This window comes from Flavobacterium sp. TR2 (assembly GCF_025252405.1).
Lineage (GTDB): Bacteria > Bacteroidota > Bacteroidia > Flavobacteriales > Flavobacteriaceae > Flavobacterium.
In genome coordinates this window covers 1,125,199-1,144,165 of sequence record NZ_CP104307.1, presented here as the reverse complement: position 1 = coordinate 1,144,165, position 18,967 = coordinate 1,125,199, and the positions used below count along the sequence as shown (strand labels likewise).

The following is an 18,967-nucleotide window of genomic DNA, read 5'->3' as shown; positions in this document are numbered from 1 at the left end:
AAATCGCTAAAATTTTACTTCTATTTCGCAAAGCGAAAACCATTCATTTAAGTCTTTATATCCCTTAAAAATTCTTCTGTAGTCAATTGAATCTTGAAAAGATTTAATTATAAGTTCTGTGTATTTATTTCCTGTAGTATCATTATCTAAGTACAATTCAATTGTTCGGTAATTTTGTAAAACCGACAGGTTTTTAGTAATCAATCCTACCGAGTTTAAAACGAGGTAATCGGACTGCTCAAGATTTTTATTATCTCTGATTTGAATAAATGAGAGATAATCGAAAAAGCCTTCAAATATTCTTAATATTTGAGATTGGTTTGAAACAAGTGTTACATCTTTTTTACCGATACATATCTTGGCATATTTGTTTCTTATTTCGAAACCGTTGCTCTTGTTTTCAAATCCTATCGCAAAATATTTTTTATCTTTAATTGTGTAGTGAATCTCTTTTAAACAATCATTCGTTTTATATTCTTTGATTCCTCTGCTTTTTAAATATTGGATTAATGCTACATGCTGGATCGGCATTATTTTTTCAACATTAATAGTATTCTCTTCTTGGGCTTCGCTATTAAAAATTTGCTCATGAAAAGAAAAAAAAGAATCAAATTTTTCGAGATAACTAAGAGCCTCGCTGACATTAAAACCAAATTTTGCAATTACGAAGTCTATAACATTTCCGCCTTTTTGTTCTCCATGGTCAAACCATCGATTGATCTTTCTATTTAATTTAAAAGAAGCTGTTTTTTCAATCCTAAAAGGAGACAAGTACCAACTTTCATTTTGATTTGATTTTGTTGGTTCACATCCTAAATTTTGAAGTATTTTTTCTATTGATATTTCTTTTGCTTGTATTGCGTTCATGATATTCTTTTTAAGTTGTATCTAACCTTTTACTCATTTTGCTTACCTACTTACCTAATCCAATAAACACAAATACTTAAACCCTTTCTTTAGTTTACCTACTGTTACCTTTCTTACCTGTTGTTTAAGGTAAGTCTAGGTAGGCTATTTTATATTTACCTACCTTAAATAAGGCCTATGTTTGTAAGAATTTAGGTAAGTCGGTAACTTAGGTAAGTTGATTTAATTAATTCATTATTTCTACTGGGCTTATTTTAAATTTAGGTTTTGCTAAATAGCCGTATACCTGTTTTTGAGGATGTTTTATCCTATTAAACTTAAACCCACTTAAAGCTTTACCTATTTTTTCTCTGTTGAGCTTTAATCCGATGGGAATTAGCTTTGTCATTATCTCTGTAGCCGTATAGAAATCGATAGTGTTGTCTGATTTTTCGAAATATTTAATTACTGTTTCTTGTTCGATGGTAAGACTGGTATATTTTTCATTTCTCTTTTCATTATCAATAACATCTTGTTGTGTTAATTCTGGTTCAAAGTTCTTATCACAATAAGCCAAATAATAAGCTTGCGACCAAACGTCATCCATATTAATCTCTTTAGAATATTTGAAATTGAGTCTACCTATAACATCAAAAATTATCCATCTTACGGAACCAGTTTCATCAGTCAGAAATTCAGTTCTATTGGTAGAGCCGACGAAAGAACAAATTCTTGGTAAATTTTCAGCCCTCCTTTCATACGGTAGTCTTTCATTAATAAATACTTTACTAATTAATGATTTCAAGTAATTGACATCAGTTTTACCCATGATGTTTAATTCTTCAAGATTTATAATAAGGTTTTTGCACATTTTTACACGAGAATCCTTATCTGTTCCAATGTCTTCTGCGATATAACTTGAAAGTACTTTTGGAATGAAAAATTGAAAATATGTTGATTTACCAGCATGTTGATCACCGTTAGCCAATATTATAGCGTGCTTATTTATTTTTTCTTTTTCAATAGCACATTTAACAGCTCTAGCAAACCATTTTTTTAAATGATAAACAAACGCTTCATCATCATTGGTTTTAACATACGAGGCTAGTTTCTTAATAAAATCGACTTCTTTATTCCAGTTTGGTAGTTGTAAAAGATATTCTTCGATAGGGTTATACCTCTCAATTAAATTAGATTTAATTAGAATTTCTAGCTTATTATAATTGGTTTCAATATTATTTCTAGTTAATTCAATAAGCAATGAATTTAAATTTAGTGATTCCCAATTATCATTTCCAATAATGTTTATTTCATAGTCTAGCGATATTGTATTAAAGCGGATTCTATACTTAGAATCAACATATTTGATGATTCTATCAAATATGGTATTTGATGCTGTATTAGAATGATATAATTTATTTTGAGATTTGTCTTTCATATACAATTGCTTTTCTTGTATATTTGTGATATACAATTAGATGATAAAAAATTTCAATGACGTAAAGGCTTGTGGTGAGTGTTTTACGTCTTTTTTATTTGATTATTTCTTTTACCATATTCTAGAAGCTCTTTCTCAGAATAGAAATATCTTCCGTTATAATTGTAGTGTGGCAGGTCTTTCTCTTTTCTCCAGCTAATAATAGTCGGCAGAGAAATATTTAAGAATTTACAAGCTTCTTTTTGAGTAATTAAGTCCTCTTTCTCAGGGTAATTTGAAGATTTCGAAATTTGAAAATTTTGTACTTTACTGAGAATGATTTCTACAACTTTTTCTAAATCTTGTTTACTGTGGGAATACAATAGTACCGACATAGTTTTTCTTATTTTTAATTAGTATTAGTTATTTTTCCAACACTGTAAAATTCCAAATAAGAAAAGGCTTAAATTTTAAAATCTTTAAAATTTAAGCCTAACCAACTTGTAAACAACTATTTAAATATAATGATTCGGATTTTAGAAAACTCTTTTTAAAACTAGATTTTAATAATTTTCTATCGTTTTTAGTTCTCCTAATTCGGGAAGCGTTTTATTTATTATTCTTGAAATATCTTTTTGTTCGCATCTTATCGACTTTCTATTAGTGACAAGAATGTTTTTCAATAATTTTTTATGAAGATTAAAAAAGGTTTTATTTCTGATTTCTTGAAATTCCAAATTTTTCCCTTTAGCATTTTTAAAATTTAGGCTTACAAAACCTTTAATATCGTTTATTTCATCAGTTCCTAATTTTATATTTTTTGCACCGAATCCCTCAATAAGTTTATCAATTAACTTTCCAGTTGTAAAGTTCCCTGTCAAGACTATTCGAGAAGAATTTACAACCGTATTTTTCTTTACTATTTCTTTAATGATTGATTCGGGATTTTTTGATCTTTTAACCGCATTAAACACTCTATCTATTATTAAGTGATATAATTCTGATTCAGACATTTTTTCTTTTTCCCATCCATGCAAATTTTCAAATTCTTCCTTATCCAATCGAAATAAAGTTTCTCTTAAATTATTTCTTATCATTAATTGAATATTATAAAAGTTGCTTTTGCTATGGCTACTATCCTTAATTTCTTTTAATATAATGGTTTCCCATTCTAATTGATCAAACAGAAAAGGCGAAATTCCAAGTAAAAAGGGATTATTAAACAGTACTGTCCTACCACTCTCTAAATAATCGGAAAAGGAATGTAATCCAAAAGAATATTTTATCTGGCCAATAAGCTTGTTTTTTAAATTTCTGAAAGCTTTATGTAATTCTTGGACAATACTTAACTCGATTTCTATCTCTAATTTTTCTTTAATGATGTTGTTTATTAATCTAGTTTCTTCTATTGAATAATAGAAAAATCTATCTATAATATTATACTTTCTTTCATCTTGAATAACCCTTTCAAATTCTAATAAAATTCTCGGATTATAATCTATTAGTTCCAGAATCTCTGAACTTATATATTGTAATATTATTTTTTTATGTAGCTCACTATCACTTTTGTTTTCATAAAATTCATTATTAAGGTCTCCCAAAATCAATTTTTGATACAAGTCATCATTATTCTCATTTTCGAAAAATTCATAAAACTCTTGATTAAAATCTTCAAAATCATTATAGCTTTTATTTCCCATGATTATTCCATTTATCCATTTGTTCATCAGTGTATTCCTCGGTAATCTTCATATATTTATCTAATACAGCATCTTTTTTGATATTCGCAATTTTTTTAATTGCTTTTGGTTCCATACCAAGTAATAAAGAATTTGTTATAAATGTCTTTCGTGCTGTATGACTCGTAATCAATTGATATTTTGGGAGTGTATTCTGAATTTTCTTCGTTCCCACAAATCCTGTTATGGTTGTTGGTTTATCTATACCAACTATCTCACAACATTCTTTAATGTAATCGTTAAACTTTTGCATTGAGATTGCTGGCAACGGCTCATAGATTGTGCCCTGGTATTTCTCTAAAATCTCTTTGGAAAACTTATTTAGTCGAATAATATGATTTTGAGTTTTCGTCTTTTGAATTGAGATATTAATATGAGTTTCTGTAATGTTTGCTTGATGCAACTGTGATAAATCTGAAAATCTTAGTCCCGTAAAGCAACCCATACAATAAAAATCTTTTGTATGATTTAATCTAGAATTTTCAAATTCATAATTATAAAGTAGCATCAATTCTTCATGTGTGAGATAAATAATATCTACATCATGTTCAACACCTTTAAACTTTTCGAAATCTCTATTACTGTTGTAGTTTTTGTCTGTACACCACTTTAAAAAGGACTTTATAACGGCTATTATTTTTGCAAAATAATTGTTCTTTATCTTCTTTTCGAAGAAAGAATATTTCATCAATTCTTCATAAAAGTCATTATCTATTTTATTAAATGAAATATTGAATCCTGTATCGTTTTGAAAAGATTGCAGATAACCTTTTATTGTTTTCTGAGCTTTAATTGTATTGTATGCTTTAGATAATGATCCAGACAATAAATATTCATCAAAGCATTCAAAAAAGTCTAATTCCGAGTTTATTCTTGCCTGTTTAGATTCAAGTTGTTCTAAAAATTTTTCTTTAGAAAAGGGTATTTTATTAGCTCTGAAAAAGAAAAAAATATCATTTACTTTAGATTCTATTCTTTGTAATTCATCATTAATAAATTGATAATTATTGTTCTCTTCCTTTTTAAGATTTGGTTTTACTCTTGAGCCTGTCCAGTAGGTTTCTCTGGTACTTACACCAACATTTTTCCTTATTCGAATTCCTTCAGCTCTAACAACAAACTGAATTGGGATTAACCCATTTGATGTTATTTTCTCTTTCCTTAGTTCAAAGACCACTTTCATTCTAACTAAAACGAATTAAATTATAATAAAGGGTGGTTAGAAAGGTGGTTTATTTGAATTTTAAAAGTTTGAAAAACAAATAAAGAAAACTTTCTTTTACCCTATCTGCCTCAAATGTAATAATAAAAAGAACGATAAAGCTAAATAAAAGTAGCTAAAATATTACAGTACTCCGGCTCCGGGTACTTAAAAACCTCTTCTTAACGGAAGAGGTTTTTTTTATGTCTTTTTTTAAACCATGTAAGACAATATAAGAAAATATAATTGTGCGTTTAAGCTCCTACTATTACCTAGACACACTACTTATTTGGTTCAAACCTCACAACTCGCATTATGCAAAACAGGAAAATTGCAGGAATTGGCAATAAAACATAATTGATTGGCTTTATGATGTAAGTCCAAAGCCAATTCAATTTGATCAGTATTTGAGATTTTCACTTTCGGATATAATCTGACCTCAACAAAACGACCGCTTCCGTCTGGAGCAACTTCGAGTGTTGCCTCTGCATTATCAGAATATTCGAGAACTTCTATTCCGTTTTGAGAGCAGACATATAAATACGACATCATGTGGCAGGAAACCAAACTGCTCAACAATAAATCTTCGGGATTGTATAATGACGGATCACCTTTGAAAGCTTTTGCTGCTGAAATATCTAAGACTGGTTTGCCTTCAATTTTAATTTGATGGCTTTTGCTATAGAATCTTTTAGAAGAATCAACTGCATTTTTTTGTGAAGTCCAATTTACTTCTGCTTTGAATATATGTTTGAAAGTCATAAATAATTATTATTTTTTGCCACGAATTCACGAATTTACGCAAATTGAATCGCTTTAAAACGCTGCTTTTTTAATTTCACTAATTAAAATCAATACTAATTACTAAGAAATTCGTGAATTGCTTCGCCTGTTCGCTATCGCTCGAGTCGTGGCAGAAAAAACTCTAATAAAAAAACCTCGAAAGCAATTGCTTTCGAGGTTTTTAAAAAATTACTAAATTAATAAACAGATTCTAAAACTATTTTTGAACAGAAAACTTAAAAGTAGTTTTCGTTTTATAATTTTCTCCCGGGTTTAAAACCGTTGTTGGGAAATTTTTCTGGTTTGGAGAATCCGGATAATGTTCTGTTTCCAGACAAAGTCCGGTTCTGTGTGCAAAAGTTCCTCCGTTTGGCATTGGCAAAGTTCCGTCAAGGAAATTTCCAGAGTAAAACTGAATTCCAGGTTCGTCTGTTGTCATTTCCATAACTCTTCCGCTTGCTGCGTGGTATACTTTTGCAATGATTGTTTTTCCTTTTTCAGGATTGTTCAACACCCAGCAGTGGTCGTAACCTTTACCTTTTTCTAACTGATCATTTTTAGCATTGATTTCTTTTCCAATTAATTTCGGTTTTCTGAAATCGAAAGGCGTACCTGTTACATCATCTAATTTTCCTGTCGGAATTAAATTCGCATCAACCGGAACTATTTTATCTGCATTTAAAGTCAATTCATGATCTAAGATTGTTTTGGTAAAATCTCCCGATAAATTGAAATAAGAATGCTGTGTCAGGTTAACAACCGTTTTTTTGTCTGTCGTTGCTTCATACAAAACTTCTAACTGATTATCGTTCGTTAAGGTATACGTCACATAAACCTTCAAAGTTCCCGGATAACCTTCTTCCATATCTTTACTTACATAAGATAATTTCAACGAAGCTGTTTCGCCAGATTTAACCTCATCTGCTTTCCAAACTACATTAAAATATCCTTGCGGACCACCGTGTAAAGCATTTGGAGCATTATTAATCGCTAACTGATATTCTTTTCCATCTAATGAAAATTTACCTTTTGCGATTCGGTTGCCGAATCTTCCGATCAAAGCTCCAAAAAACGGATTTTCTTTTTCATATTGTGCCAAAGAATTAAATCCGATTACAACATTTTCTGAAATGCCTTCTTTATTTGGCACTTTCAAATCTGTAATTCTTCCTCCAAAAGTGATGATGTCCACTTCCATCCCATTTTGGTTTTTCAGTTTATAACTCTCGACTTTTTCGCCTTTAGCTGTTGTTCCGTATTCTGATTTTTCAATTGTAACTTCTCCTTTTTTATCTGAAGAAACTGTAGTGTTATCCATTTTTTTATCGCTTTTGCATTGAACTGTAACTATAGCAATACCTAGCATGCTTAGTATAAAAAGGGAACGTTTTAATACATTCATAAATCATAGTTTTTTTAAGTTAGTAAAGTCTTAAAGCCGAAAGTCTTAAAGTCAAAAGTAACAAAAACTTATCGCTTCAAATAATAATACGCTTCGACTCCGCTCAGCGTAACAATCATTTTACAACTTTAAGACTTTATGACTTTAGGCTTTTGACTAATTTAAAGTCCGTGTTGAAACAAATGAAAGTACGCTTCGTTGGCGTTGATTTTATCTTTAAACTCTCTAATAGTTGTTTTTTCGTCGATTACCAATAATTCGATTCCGGCGATGTCTGCGAAATCTTCCATATATTCTGTTGTGATAGATTGGCTGTAAACAGTATGGTGCGCTCCTCCGGCTAAAATCCAGGCAGTTGCAGCTACTTCTAAATTTGGCTTGCAATCCCAAAGAACTCGTGCTACAGGAAGTTTTGGCAATTCAGCCATTGGTTTCACAGCTTCCACTTCGTTAACGATCAAACGGAAACGCGTTCCCATATCAACCAACGAAACATTGATTGCATCACCCGCAGGAGAGTTGAAAACCAAACGAGCCGGATCTTCTTTTCCTCCAATTCCTAAAGGATGCACTTCGCAAGAAGGTTTTCCGTCAGCGATAGATGGACAAATTTCCAACATATGAGATCCTAAAACGTATGATTTTTGTGGTGTGAAATGGTAGGTGTAATCTTCCATAAAAGAAGTTCCGCCTTCTAGACCAATACACATTACTTTTAATGCTCTAACCATTGCAGCGGTTTTCCAGTCACCTTCTCCACCAAAACCATAACCATCGGCCATTAGTCTTTGTGTTGCAATTCCTGGTAATTGTTTCCAAGCGCCAAGGTTTTCAAATGTATCTGTAAAAGCTCCGAAACCTCCTTCTTCAAGGAAAGCTCTTAGTCCTAATTCGATTTTTGCTGCTTCAACCAATGAACTTCTTTGTGCTCCGCCTTCTTTTAAAGAATCGGTTAAATTATAAGAAGACTCATAAACTGCCAATAAATCAGCTAATTCTTTGTCTGTTACTTTTTCAATATGTTTGGTTACGTCTGAAGAATCGTATCCGTTTACAGACATTCCGAAACGAATCTGAGCTTCAACTTTGTCACCTTCAGTTACGGCAACTTCGCGCATATTGTCTCCAATACGGGCCACTTTCAAGTTTTGAAGTTCATCCCATCCTAAAACAACTCTTGACCAGATGCCTAATTGTTTTTGAACTCTTTGATCTTCCCAATGACCCACAACAACTTTACGTTTTTTACGCAGTCTTGACATGATGAAACCAAATTCGCGGTCACCGTGAGCTGATTGGTTCAGGTTCATGAAATCCATATCGATTGATCCCCACGGAATTTCAGCATTGTATTGTGTATGCAAATGGCACAATGGTTTTTTCAGAATGCTCAAACCGCCAATCCACATTTTTGCCGGAGAGAAAGTGTGCATCCAGGCAATAATTCCGATACAGTTTTTAGTTGTATTTGCTTCCAAGCATACATCTAAAATCTGAGCAGGAGATTTCACCACATCTTTGTAAACCACTTTTACTGGTATCGAAGACGAAGCGTTTAATCCTTTTGCAATAATCTGTGAATGTTCTGCTACTTTTCTAAGTGTTTCTTCACCGTATAATTCCTGGCTTCCTACTACAAACCATACTTCTTTTTGAGATATATCAATCATTTCTTTTTGTTTATTTTGTTTCAAGTTTCAGGTTTCAAGTTGTTGGAATCTGAAAACTCGACGTGTTATTTTATTGTTTTTGTTTTGTTTGTTTCAAGGTCCAAATTTCACGTCCCAAAAAAACTTGAAACTTGAAACAAAGAAAACTTGAAACAAAAACCCCTATTGTCCGTAATACGAATCTTTTCCGTGTTTGCGGTTGTAATGTTTCTTTATTAATGAATCTTTTAATCTTGGCGCGTTTGGGTTGATTTGTAAAGTCAGGTATGCCATTTCTGCCACAACTTCTAAAACTTTACTATTGTAAACCGCTTTTGCAGCGTTTTTTCCCCAGGCAAACGGACCGTGATTTCCAATCAAAACCATTTCTACTTCTTCGTATGAAAGATTTTTTTCTTTGAAGCAATCCAAAATCTGAATTCCGGTATTGTGTTCGTAGTTTCCTTCAATAAGAGCATCTGCCATTGGCGGTGCGCACGGAATATCAGCTGTTAAATGATCTGCGTGAGTTGTTCCGAAAATTGGAATATCTTGTTGTGCCTGCGCCCAGGCAACCGAATACGTTGCGTGCGTATGCGCTACGCCACCAATATTTGGCCAGTTTTTGTATAAATAAGCATGCGTTTTCGTGTCAGATGACGGACGCATGGTTCCTTCAATAATGTTATTATCAAAATCGACAATCACAATATCTTCCGGTTTTAAGTCTTCGTAAGGAACGCCGCTTGGTTTAATGGCAAAAACACCATTTTTCCTGTCCACGGCGCTTACATTTCCGAAAGTATACACCACCAAATTCAATGCATTTAACTGCATATTGGCTTCGTAACATTCTTGTTTTAAATCTTTATAAAGAGAACTCATTTTGAGAAATTTTAATAGTTGGATCTGCGAAAGCACTTAATTGTTCGTAACCTACAAGTAATTTGTTATAAGCCGCTACTTTATCTAATTGAGGGAAATATTCTCCATCAAAATCACTTCCTATTTTTTGGCTTGCTTCGATTACGTTTGGATAAATTCCGGCGGCAACGGCTGCATAAATTGCGGCTCCTAAAGCTGGAGTCTGATCTGAAGCTGCCACTTTAATTGGCTTGTTTAAAACATTCGCCAAAGTCTGCATAATAAAAGGCGATTTACGAGCCACACCACCAATACCGATAACGCTGTCGATTTTTACGCCTTCTTCTTCAAAACGATCTACAATTTTCTTCGCTCCAAAACAGATTGCGTTTACCAAAGCTTTGAAAATATGAGGTGCTTTTGTTCCTAAAGAAAGATTTGAAATCGCGCTTTTTACTTCTTGATTTGCATCTGGAGTTCTGCGTCCGTTAATCCAGTCTAAAGCAATTGGAAGACTTTCTGAAACCGGAATTTTCTCTGCTTCTTTGGTTAATTCTACGATTAATTTATCGCTAATTTCTTCTCTTAATTGTTCTTTTTGTGCTTCATTTATAATAAAAGAATCTGCAATTAAATGTTCCGTTGGCCACAGTAATAATTCTTTGTACCAAGCCAATAAATCTCCAAAAGCAGATTGTCCTGCTTCTAAACCTATAAATCCCGGAATTACAGAACCATCAACTTGTCCGCAGATTCCGCGCACGGTTTTGGTTCCCACTTCATCATAAGAACCAACCAGAATATCGCAGGTTGAAGTTCCCATAACGCGAACCAAAGTATTCTCTTCTATTTTAGCTCCAACTGCTCCAGAATGCGCGTCGAAAGTTCCAACAGCCACAACTGTTTCTGTTGAAAGTCCCAAACGGTCTGCCCATTCCTGACTCAATTTTCCGGCAACTAAATCTGAAGTATACGTCTCATCGTATAAATTTCCGCGAAGCTGCGCCAAGTACGGATGTAATTTTTCTAAGAATTCAACTGGCGGAAGTCCGTTCCAGTCTGCGTGCCACATGGCTTTGTGTCCCGCTGCACAACGGCTTCTTTTGAAAGTTTTTAAATCTTTGTCTTCGATTAATAAATAGGTCATTAAATCGCAGTGTTCCATCCAGGTGTGGGCTGCATTTCTAACCGCTTCGTCTTGTCTGGCGATGTGAAGGATTTTTGCCCAAAACCATTCTGATGAATAAATTCCGCCTACATATTTTGTAACGTCTTCTCCGCCCCAGCTTACAGCCAGTTCGTTGATTTCGTTTGCTTCATTAATAGAAGTATGATCTTTCCATAAAACCATCATCGCATTTGGATTTTCTTCAAAACCTTTTGTCAATGCTAATGGCGTTCCGTCTTTGGTAACCGGAACGGGTGAAGACCCTGTGGTGTCGATACAAATTCCGCGAACCAATGAAGGATCGACTTTGCTCTCTTTCACAACATTCTGAATCGTAATTTCCAATCCTTCAATATGATCTAAGGGATGCTGACGAAATTGGTTTATAGAGGCGTCACAATATTGTTTGTTTTTCCATCTTTTGTAATGAGAAACATTCGATGCCAGCTCCTGCCCATTCTCCGTATCAATCAGCACCGCGCGAACAGAATCTGTTCCGTAGTCCAATCCTATTACATAATTTTTCATTGGTATTTTATTTTTAAAATATTGACAAATATAGTTATAAATAATTTATAAGTGTACAAAAAACACTTAATTGAAATTGCATGATTAATTTTTACCATAAATGCATTAAAACAGCATTTTAGCCCCTTTTCAAAAAATAAATGTTAACAATACATTTATAACACTGCGATTATTTCAACTTTAAAATAAAAACAGTTTATATTTTTAAATTACATCCCATTTATTTTAACCATGAAATCTGCTTTTTGAAGAGCTGATTTCAAATTTTTATCTATTATTTTCCTTCTAAAACCAATACCGAGTATGGCGGAATAGTAATTTCTAGCTTGCCTTTTTTATATTCAAAACCTTTAAAAGCGATTGGAATAATTTTATTAGGATTTTCAAATGAGTTATAGTCCTGAAGTTTTGAAGCAGTGATACTATTTCCTGAAAAACCTTTTGCTCCTAAATCTTTTACATCAATCTCTATTTTGTTTTTATTTACAGGATCAATATTTACCAGCGAAATATGAATGGTTCCGCTTTGATCTTTTGATGCAGAAACTGATATGGCAGGAATACTTTGACCATTAAACGTATATAAAGGCGACTTGAAATCTATTGGCAATAATTTAGCATCTTGATGTACGCTGTACATTTTCATGACATGATAGGTGGGCGTCGTGATCATTTTTGCTTTGTCTGTTAAGATTACAGCCTGAAGCACATTAACACATTGGGCTAAGTTTGCCATACGAACGCGATCGGCGTGGTTATTGAAAATATTTAATGTTGCACCCGCCAAGATAGCATCTCTCATGGTATTTTGCTGATATAAAAATCCGGGATTTGTTCCTTTCTGAACTTCGTACCAACCTCCCCACTCATCGACAATCATGGCCACTTTCTTTTCTGGATCGTATTTATCCATTATTGCGGCGTGTTTGGCAACAAGTTCTTCCATTTTTAAAGCAGACTGCATGGTAAGGAAATACTCTTTTTCTGTAAAGTCAACATCTGAGCCCTTTTTGTCCCAATTGATTACAGCATAATGATGAACACCCACACCGCCAAGCATACTTAACGGAATGTTTTTCATTAAAACTTCTGTCCAGTTGTAATCAGAACTGTTTGATCCTGATGCAATTCTTGTAATTCCTCCCGCGTTTCCCCAATCTGACATAAAAGTGGCAAACTTTTTATATTCGTTGGCATAATAATCTGCTGTCATGTTTCCGCCGCAACCCCATGCTTCATTTCCAATTCCCCAATATTTTACTTTCCAAGGTTCTGTTCTTCCGTTTTTCTTACGAAGATCACTCATCGGACTTTTGCCTGCAAAGTTGGTATACTGCACCCAGTCTGCCAATTCCTGAACGGTACCGCTGCCAACATTTCCAGACAAATAGGGTTCTGCTCCAAGCAATTCGCACATATTCAAAAAATCATGCGTCCCAAAACTATTGTCTTCCGTAACACCTCCCCACCATTGGTTTACAATTGTCGGACGCTGTTCTTTTGGGCCTATTCCGTCCTTCCAATGGTAAGTATCGGCAAAACATCCTCCTGGCCATCTTAAATTTGGAATTTTAAGATCTTTCAGCGCTTTGACAATATCGTTTCGCACTCCGTTTGTGTTTGGGATTTTAGAAGTGTCTCCAACAAAAAAGCCTCCATAAATGCAATGCCCCAAATGTTCTGCAAAATGACCGTAAATATGTTTGCTAATAATAGGTGAATCATTATTGTTTTTTATCGAAATTGTAGTAACCTGAGAAAAGGTGTACTGATAAAACAGTGTCATCACCAAAAGGAAAAGTGGTTTTTTCATAATGTGGTTTTAATAGTAAATAAGGTTTTTTATAAGGCCATTTGAATATTTTTAAGTTCAAAAAAAAGATTCAAACAATGTTTAAGTGTGTTTTAAACATTTGTAAATATAGTTAAAAAAATGACTAATAGTCAATTTAACCATATTTAAAAACGTATTTCTCAACAATTCCTTTAAAATAATTAGAAAGCAATATTTAAAAACCTGTAATAATAAAAAACTTTGCACTAAATTTGGGCACTTCTAAGCCGAACAAAATTTTATCCGCAATCTCATAATTACAAACTAAAAAAACACTTATTTCATAACAAACCATAATTAAGTGTAAATTACACATTAATAAATTATGATACGTTTTAAGAAGTTTATATATTTACCATCCAAATTAATTATATATGTTAGATAGCTATAGTTCTGCCGATAAAGTTTTACTGGCGGTTGACTGCATCATTTTTGGGTTCGACAATGAGGGGTTGAAAATCCTTCTGATTCAAAGAGATTTTGAGCCTGAAAAAGGAAAATGGTCCTTGATAGGAGGTTTTTTAAAACGCGATGAAGTTTTAGACGCTGCAGCAACCAGAATCTTAAATACGTATACAGGTCTTAACGATATTTATATGGAGCAGCTGTATGCTTACAGCGAAATAGATCGTGACCCGGTAGAAAGAACCATTTCGGTTTCTTATTTTGCTTTAATTAATATTGAAAACCACAATGCTGAATTGATTAAAAATTATCATGCAGAATGGTTCCCGATTAATGACGCTCCTAACTTAATTTTTGACCACAACGAAATGGTCGATAATGCCATTAAGAGGCTTCGATACAAAACTTCTATCAAACCAATTGGTTTTGAACTGCTTCCTGAAAAATTTACTATGCGCCAGCTTTTAGAACTGTATGAAGCAATTTTGAGCAAAGAATTAGACAAAAGAAATTTCATCAGCAAAATAAATTCTTTAGAAATCTTAAATAAACTGGACGAAAAAGATATGCAGTCTTCTAGAAAAGGCTCTTACCTATACACTTTCAACAAAGAGAAATACGAAGAAAAACTGCTTAACAACTTTGCGCTCAATTTATAGCCTTACACTATAAAGAATTCCTTACTATAAGAGCAGATTTATTTTCGATCTGCTCTTTTATACCATTCAAAACCATATCGGCAAGAATTTTTCCCATTAATTCAAAATTGGTTGAAATTGTCGTAATTCCATTAGCCGCAATTTTCTTCAGTGGTGTTTCATTATACGATATAATTCCGAAATCCTCTCCTAATTTTAAATTTCTGCTCATTGCATTTTCTATAACCAAAAGCAAATCGCGATCGTGAGGTATAATGTACATATCTCCCAAAGCAATAGACTGATTGCTGAAATCTGAAATAATTTCGTAATCAAAGCTATAAGCCTGACAAAAAGATTCAAAACCCAATTTCATTCCTGGAGGCTCTCTAAAACCGGGAAAAATCAAAATCAATTTCTTGTATTTTGACAGTCGGGTTTTGCCTTTCATCAAACCTTCGTAAATATCTTTTTGATGATTCTGGTAAATTGCCGGAAACATTTTTAACTCTGGATTGGTCTGGTCCAAAATAATTACGTCGCTTACTGGTAGGGTTTTTATAGAATCGGCGATGTCGCTTAAATTCGTCGGCATGATAATATACTTTGTATAATTTCCGTTGCTGTCATTTATCAGTTTTTTAAAAACCTGAACATTAAAATGATGAAAGAAAATATCAACCTGAACATTTTTTCCGATGTTTTTTAAAAACGAATTATAAATATCTTCCTTAAAAATATTTAATTCGTCAAAAAGCAGGAAAATCTTCTGAGTAATAGTGATTTCAACGCTTTTAACATAATATCCCTTTCCTGGAATCGCATAAATAATTCCTCTTTTCTTCAATTCGTCATACGCCAGCAAGACCGTATCTCGAGATAAAGAAAATGCCAAACAGACTTTATTGACAGACGGAAGCGTATCTCCTTTTATTAAATTTCCCTCTTCAATCGCTTTTTCGATTGAAAGAATAATCTGTCTATATTTTGGCAGACCAATATTATTTTGGATTGAAATGATGTTCATGTTAAAGTCATTGTGACTATTATAATTAAAAACTGGTAGGTACTGGTATGCAAATATAGAAAATGTTTTTATTTTTGAATTTCATTTTTGGTAAAAAATATATGGAAATAAAACACATATCGCATTTAAAAGATACTCACTATTGCAAATTGTTTGGTTTAATGCCTAATAAAGAAGAAATTTATTCTTTTGATCTGGTTAACAAAAACGGAATGAAAGTACAGATTATCAATTATGGAGCAACTGTAACTTCTATCCAGATTCCTGCAAACGGAAAAGTAACAGATGTTGTATTGGGGTTTGACAATTTAGAATCGTATTTAGAATCCTATAATTTACCGAGTGCTCCGTACTTTGGAACAACGGTTGGCCGTTATGCCGGGCGTATTCATAATGCAACTTTTAGCCTGAATAATAAAAAGTTTCACCTTGGAGGAAATAATAACGGAAACACGCTTCACGGCGGAGAAATAGGTTTTGGAAGAAAAGTTTGGAGCGTAACTAATGCAAAAACTGGAGAAAATCCGTCCATTACTTTTGGGCTTTTGAGCGAGCATTTAGACGAAAATTTCCCAGGAGAAATGACCGTTTACCTGACTTATACTTTGACCGAAGAAAATGAATTGAAACTAGAATATAAAGCAACCTCAACAGAAGATACCGTAATCAATTTGACGCATCACAGTTATTTTAACCTTGATGGACATGATGGTAATGTTTTGGAACAGCAGATGTTTATTAAATCGAATAAGATGCTGGAAACGAATCCTGATAATATTCCGACAGGAAACTTTACCGATTTGAACAATCATGATTTTGATTTTAGATCGGCTAAAAATTGCCCTTTCCCTATTGACAATTCTTTTGTAGTGAATTCTAAAGCTGAAATCGCTGCACAGTTGATTAGCTTAAAGAACAAACTGAGAATGAATGTTTACACCGATCAGCCGAGTGTGCATATATATGTAGGCGGAAATTGTTTCGGAAAACTAAAAGGAAAAGAAAACGTTGATTACAATGCCCAAAGCGGCATTTGTTTTGAAACGCAAAATTTCCCAGATGCGCCAAATCATGCTCATTTCCCGAATGCTCTTTTGAAAAAAGGAGAAGAATACACGCAAAAAACACTTTACAAATTTGAAACCCTAAACTAGCTATTTTTACAATACCACAATTACAACACTATAATGAACAATACTTTAATACAGAATACCGTTGCTTTTTTTGAGAAATCTTTCGGTTCTTCTCCTCAAAAAACGGTACTCTCTCCAGGCAGAATCAACATCATTGGAGAGCATATCGACTACAATGACGGTTATGTTTTACCTGCTGCAATTGACAAAGTAATCTGCTTTGCTTTTGAAAAAAACAACACAAAGACTTCTAAAATAATTGCTATCGATTTAAACGAAGAATTTGAAATCGACCTCACTCAAGAAGTAAAACTGAGCGATGTGGTTTGGACCAATTATATTCGTGGCGTCATCAAACAATTGCAAGACAACGGATTTTCGTTTGCTGGTTTTAACTGTGTTTTTAGCAGCAATATTCCGGTTGGTTCTGGACTGTCATCTTCTGCGGCTTTAGAATGCGGGATGATTTTCGGAATTAAATCTCTTTTTGATTTAAAAATTGAGAAAAAAGATATTTCATTATTAGGACAGAAAGCAGAACATTGGGTTGGCATCAACTGCGGAATTATGGATCAGTTTTCTAGTGTACACGGTCTCGAAAACAAAGTAATCCAATTGGACTGCAATACTTTAGATTTTGAATATCATAATGCCGATTTTAAAGACTATTCACTGATTTTATTTGATTCTAATGTAAAGCATTCGCTTTTTACGTCAGAATACAATACCAGAAGAATAGAATGTGAGGAAGGTTTATCCATCATAAAAAACCATTTTCCAGAAGTAAAAAGTTTTAGAGACGCTACAGAAGAACAGGTTTTGAGCCTTAAAGATAAAATGGCAGAAAAAGTCTTTGCTAGAGTTCATTTTGTGGTCAAAGAAATTAATCGCGTTATCAAGGCCTGCAAAGCTCTAGACCAAGGAAATATTGAAGTTTTAGGAGAATTGCTTTTTGAAACCCATTACGGACTATCGCGAGAATATGAAGTAAGCTGCGAAGAATTGGATATGCTTGTTGATACGGCAAAAGAGGACGATGCCATTATCGGTTCGAGACTTATGGGAGGCGGTTTTGGCGGCTGCACCATCAATTTAGTTAAAAAAGGACACGAAAATGAGGTTAAGCGTAAGTTTTCAAAGCTTTATTTAGATACATTTGGAATTGAATTAAAATTCTATGATGTAAAAATCTCAAACGGAACAACGCTACTTTAAAATCCACAACACACTACAATGAAAAATTTTGACATTAACGAAGATCCCCACAGACGTTTCAACCCATTGCTTAACGAATGGATATTGGTTTCACCTCATCGTGCAAAACGCCCGTGGCAGGGACAAAATGAAACTATTTCAACCGAAGAACTTCCTAAATATGACTCAACTTGCTATTTGTGTCCAGGAAATGTCCGCGCCAACGGAATGAATAATCCGCAATACGAAAACAGTTTTGTTTTTGAAAATGATTTTGCTGCTATGAAACAGGAAGAGATTATTTTTGAAGACGATATTAAGCACACTTTTTTTAAAGCAAAACCTGAACAGGGAATTTCAAGAGTAGTCTGCTTTTCGCCAAGACACGATCTGACTTTGCCTGAAATGGAAATTGCCGATATTGAAAACATCATAAAGACCTGGCAGAAAGAATATACCGATTTAGGAAACATAAAATACATCAACCACGTTCAGATTTTTGAAAACAAAGGAAGCGTAATGGGCTGCAGCAACCCGCACCCGCACGGACAAATCTGGGCGCAGTCTTCATTGCCGACTCAGGTTGAAAAAACACAAAACAGCTTAAAATCATATTACGATAAAAACGACAGAACATTATTGGAAGATTATGTAAAAGCTGAATTAAAAGCTGGAGATCGTATCGTAATCGAAAATGATCATTTTGTTGCACTGGTTCCGTTCTGGGCAATCTGGCCTTACGAAACGATGATTGTAAGCAAAAGAGCCGTAAACAAAATCACCGATTTTACAGCTGAAGAGAGTACCGCTTTCGCGAAAATCTTAAAACAGCTGACAACAAAGTATGACAATTTATTCAACACTTCATTCCCATATTCTTCAGGAATTCACCAATCGCCAACAGATGGCTTGCTGCATCCGGAATGGCATTTCCATATGCATTTTTATCCACCATTGTTAAGATCGGCAACTGTAAAGAAATTTATGGTTGGCTACGAAATGCTGGGAGAATCGCAACGTGACATTACACCTGAAAAAAGCGCCGAAATCTTGAGACAGCTTTCAGATGTGCATTACAAAAGTCTCGTAAAAGCGTAAAGGTTTAAAAATTTAACACAATTTCCAATTAATAAATGTAA

Annotated in this window: 16 protein-coding genes; 4 read left to right on the top strand and 12 right to left on the bottom strand. The window is 33.6% G+C overall.

The genetic code is table 11. The annotated features are described in order from the left end of the window. Window positions 1-6: 6 nt before the first annotated feature. The 11 genes from N4T20_RS05360 to N4T20_RS05310 all read right to left on the bottom strand — a co-directional run bounded on the left by N4T20_RS05360 (window position 7) and on the right by N4T20_RS05310 (window position 13,410). Window positions 7-867 carry a toprim domain-containing protein gene (locus N4T20_RS05360; RefSeq protein ID WP_260672063.1) on the bottom strand — a complete coding sequence of 287 codons (861 nt, stop codon included), beginning with the start codon at window positions 865-867 and terminating at the stop codon, window positions 7-9. A gap of 226 nt (window positions 868-1,093) precedes the next feature. Next, entirely contained in the window at window positions 1,094-2,284 is a 1,191-nt protein-coding gene (locus N4T20_RS05355; protein ID WP_260672062.1) for a virulence-associated E family protein, read from the bottom strand. A gap of 83 nt (window positions 2,285-2,367) precedes the next feature. Beyond that, on the bottom strand, window positions 2,368-2,658 hold the full coding sequence (locus N4T20_RS05350; protein ID WP_260672061.1) for a helix-turn-helix domain-containing protein: 291 nt from the start codon (window positions 2,656-2,658) through the stop codon (window positions 2,368-2,370). A gap of 168 nt (window positions 2,659-2,826) precedes the next feature. After that, on the bottom strand, window positions 2,827-3,963 hold the full coding sequence (locus N4T20_RS05345; RefSeq protein ID WP_260672060.1) for a hypothetical protein: 1,137 nt from the start codon (window positions 3,961-3,963) through the stop codon (window positions 2,827-2,829). Next, window positions 3,953-5,185 (bottom strand): site-specific integrase, encoded by a 1,233-nt coding sequence (locus tag N4T20_RS05340; RefSeq protein WP_260672059.1) that lies wholly within the window; start codon window positions 5,183-5,185, stop codon window positions 3,953-3,955. Before N4T20_RS05340 ends, N4T20_RS05345 begins: the two co-directional genes overlap by 11 nt. 312 nt (window positions 5,186-5,497) lie before the next feature. Beyond that, window positions 5,498-5,965, bottom strand: a complete 468-nt coding sequence (locus tag N4T20_RS05335) for an OsmC family protein (RefSeq protein ID WP_260672058.1) — start codon at window positions 5,963-5,965, stop codon at window positions 5,498-5,500. 238 nt (window positions 5,966-6,203) lie between these two features. Then, a complete protein-coding gene (locus tag N4T20_RS05330) occupies window positions 6,204-7,388 on the bottom strand; it encodes an aldose epimerase family protein (RefSeq protein ID WP_260672057.1) in 1,185 nt (394 codons plus the stop codon). 161 nt (window positions 7,389-7,549) lie between these two features. Next, entirely contained in the window at window positions 7,550-9,058 is a 1,509-nt protein-coding gene (araA, locus tag N4T20_RS05325) for an L-arabinose isomerase (protein WP_260672056.1), read from the bottom strand. Window positions 9,059-9,220: 162 nt separating this feature from the next. Next, window positions 9,221-9,922 carry an L-ribulose-5-phosphate 4-epimerase gene (locus tag N4T20_RS05320; RefSeq protein ID WP_260672055.1) on the bottom strand — a complete coding sequence of 234 codons (702 nt, stop codon included), beginning with the start codon at window positions 9,920-9,922 and terminating at the stop codon, window positions 9,221-9,223. Further along, window positions 9,906-11,597, bottom strand: a complete 1,692-nt coding sequence (locus N4T20_RS05315) for a ribulokinase (protein WP_260672054.1) — start codon at window positions 11,595-11,597, stop codon at window positions 9,906-9,908. The genes N4T20_RS05320 and N4T20_RS05315 overlap by 17 nt, the downstream gene beginning before the upstream one ends. Window positions 11,598-11,871: 274 nt before the next feature. After that, window positions 11,872-13,410, bottom strand: a complete 1,539-nt coding sequence (locus tag N4T20_RS05310) for an alpha-N-arabinofuranosidase (RefSeq protein ID WP_260672053.1) — start codon at window positions 13,408-13,410, stop codon at window positions 11,872-11,874. 395 nt (window positions 13,411-13,805) lie between these two features. Here N4T20_RS05310 and N4T20_RS05305 point away from each other — a divergent pair, with 395 nt between their 5' ends. Continuing rightward, window positions 13,806-14,495, top strand: a complete 690-nt coding sequence (locus N4T20_RS05305; RefSeq protein ID WP_260672052.1) for an NUDIX hydrolase — start codon at window positions 13,806-13,808, stop codon at window positions 14,493-14,495. A gap of 7 nt (window positions 14,496-14,502) precedes the next feature. Here N4T20_RS05305 and N4T20_RS05300 read toward each other — a convergent pair whose 3' ends face one another. Next, on the bottom strand, window positions 14,503-15,501 hold the full coding sequence (locus N4T20_RS05300; RefSeq protein ID WP_260672051.1) for a GntR family transcriptional regulator: 999 nt from the start codon (window positions 15,499-15,501) through the stop codon (window positions 14,503-14,505). Between the two features lie 101 nt (window positions 15,502-15,602). On the opposite strand from N4T20_RS05300, the gene N4T20_RS05295 reads away from it, so the two are divergent. From N4T20_RS05295 to N4T20_RS05285, 3 genes are read left to right on the top strand one after another with little or no spacing between them, the layout of a single operon-like run. Further along, on the top strand, window positions 15,603-16,655 hold the full coding sequence (locus N4T20_RS05295) for an aldose epimerase family protein (RefSeq protein ID WP_260672050.1): 1,053 nt from the start codon (window positions 15,603-15,605) through the stop codon (window positions 16,653-16,655). A 33-nt stretch (window positions 16,656-16,688) separates the two neighbouring features. Continuing rightward, window positions 16,689-17,849, top strand: a complete 1,161-nt coding sequence (gene galK / locus N4T20_RS05290) for a galactokinase (protein WP_260672049.1) — start codon at window positions 16,689-16,691, stop codon at window positions 17,847-17,849. Window positions 17,850-17,867: 18 nt separating this feature from the next. After that, window positions 17,868-18,926 (top strand): UDP-glucose--hexose-1-phosphate uridylyltransferase, encoded by a 1,059-nt coding sequence (locus N4T20_RS05285; RefSeq protein WP_260672048.1) that lies wholly within the window; start codon window positions 17,868-17,870, stop codon window positions 18,924-18,926. Window positions 18,927-18,967 lie beyond the last annotated feature (41 nt).

Bases quoted from the DNA above. Each gene is read 5' to 3' on its own strand.
- N4T20_RS05360 (WP_260672063.1), bottom strand. From the start codon at position 867: ATGAACGCAATACAAGCAAAAGAAATATCAATAGAAAAAATACTTCAA.
- N4T20_RS05355 (WP_260672062.1), bottom strand. From the start codon at position 2,284: ATGAAAGACAAATCTCAAAATAAATTATATCATTCTAATACAGCATCA.
- N4T20_RS05350 (WP_260672061.1), bottom strand. From the start codon at position 2,658: ATGTCGGTACTATTGTATTCCCACAGTAAACAAGATTTAGAAAAAGTT.
- N4T20_RS05345 (WP_260672060.1), bottom strand. From the start codon at position 3,963: ATGGGAAATAAAAGCTATAATGATTTTGAAGATTTTAATCAAGAGTTT.
- N4T20_RS05340 (WP_260672059.1), bottom strand. From the start codon at position 5,185: ATGAAAGTGGTCTTTGAACTAAGGAAAGAGAAAATAACATCAAATGGG.
- N4T20_RS05335 (WP_260672058.1), bottom strand. From the start codon at position 5,965: ATGACTTTCAAACATATATTCAAAGCAGAAGTAAATTGGACTTCACAA.
- N4T20_RS05330 (WP_260672057.1), bottom strand. From the start codon at position 7,388: ATGAATGTATTAAAACGTTCCCTTTTTATACTAAGCATGCTAGGTATT.
- araA (WP_260672056.1), bottom strand. From the start codon at position 9,058: ATGATTGATATATCTCAAAAAGAAGTATGGTTTGTAGTAGGAAGCCAG.
- N4T20_RS05320 (WP_260672055.1), bottom strand. From the start codon at position 9,922: ATGAGTTCTCTTTATAAAGATTTAAAACAAGAATGTTACGAAGCCAAT.
- N4T20_RS05315 (WP_260672054.1), bottom strand. From the start codon at position 11,597: ATGAAAAATTATGTAATAGGATTGGACTACGGAACAGATTCTGTTCGC.
- N4T20_RS05310 (WP_260672053.1), bottom strand. From the start codon at position 13,410: ATGAAAAAACCACTTTTCCTTTTGGTGATGACACTGTTTTATCAGTAC.
- N4T20_RS05305 (WP_260672052.1), top strand. From the start codon at position 13,806: ATGTTAGATAGCTATAGTTCTGCCGATAAAGTTTTACTGGCGGTTGAC.
- N4T20_RS05300 (WP_260672051.1), bottom strand. From the start codon at position 15,501: ATGAACATCATTTCAATCCAAAATAATATTGGTCTGCCAAAATATAGA.
- N4T20_RS05295 (WP_260672050.1), top strand. From the start codon at position 15,603: ATGGAAATAAAACACATATCGCATTTAAAAGATACTCACTATTGCAAA.
- galK (WP_260672049.1), top strand. From the start codon at position 16,689: ATGAACAATACTTTAATACAGAATACCGTTGCTTTTTTTGAGAAATCT.
- N4T20_RS05285 (WP_260672048.1), top strand. From the start codon at position 17,868: ATGAAAAATTTTGACATTAACGAAGATCCCCACAGACGTTTCAACCCA.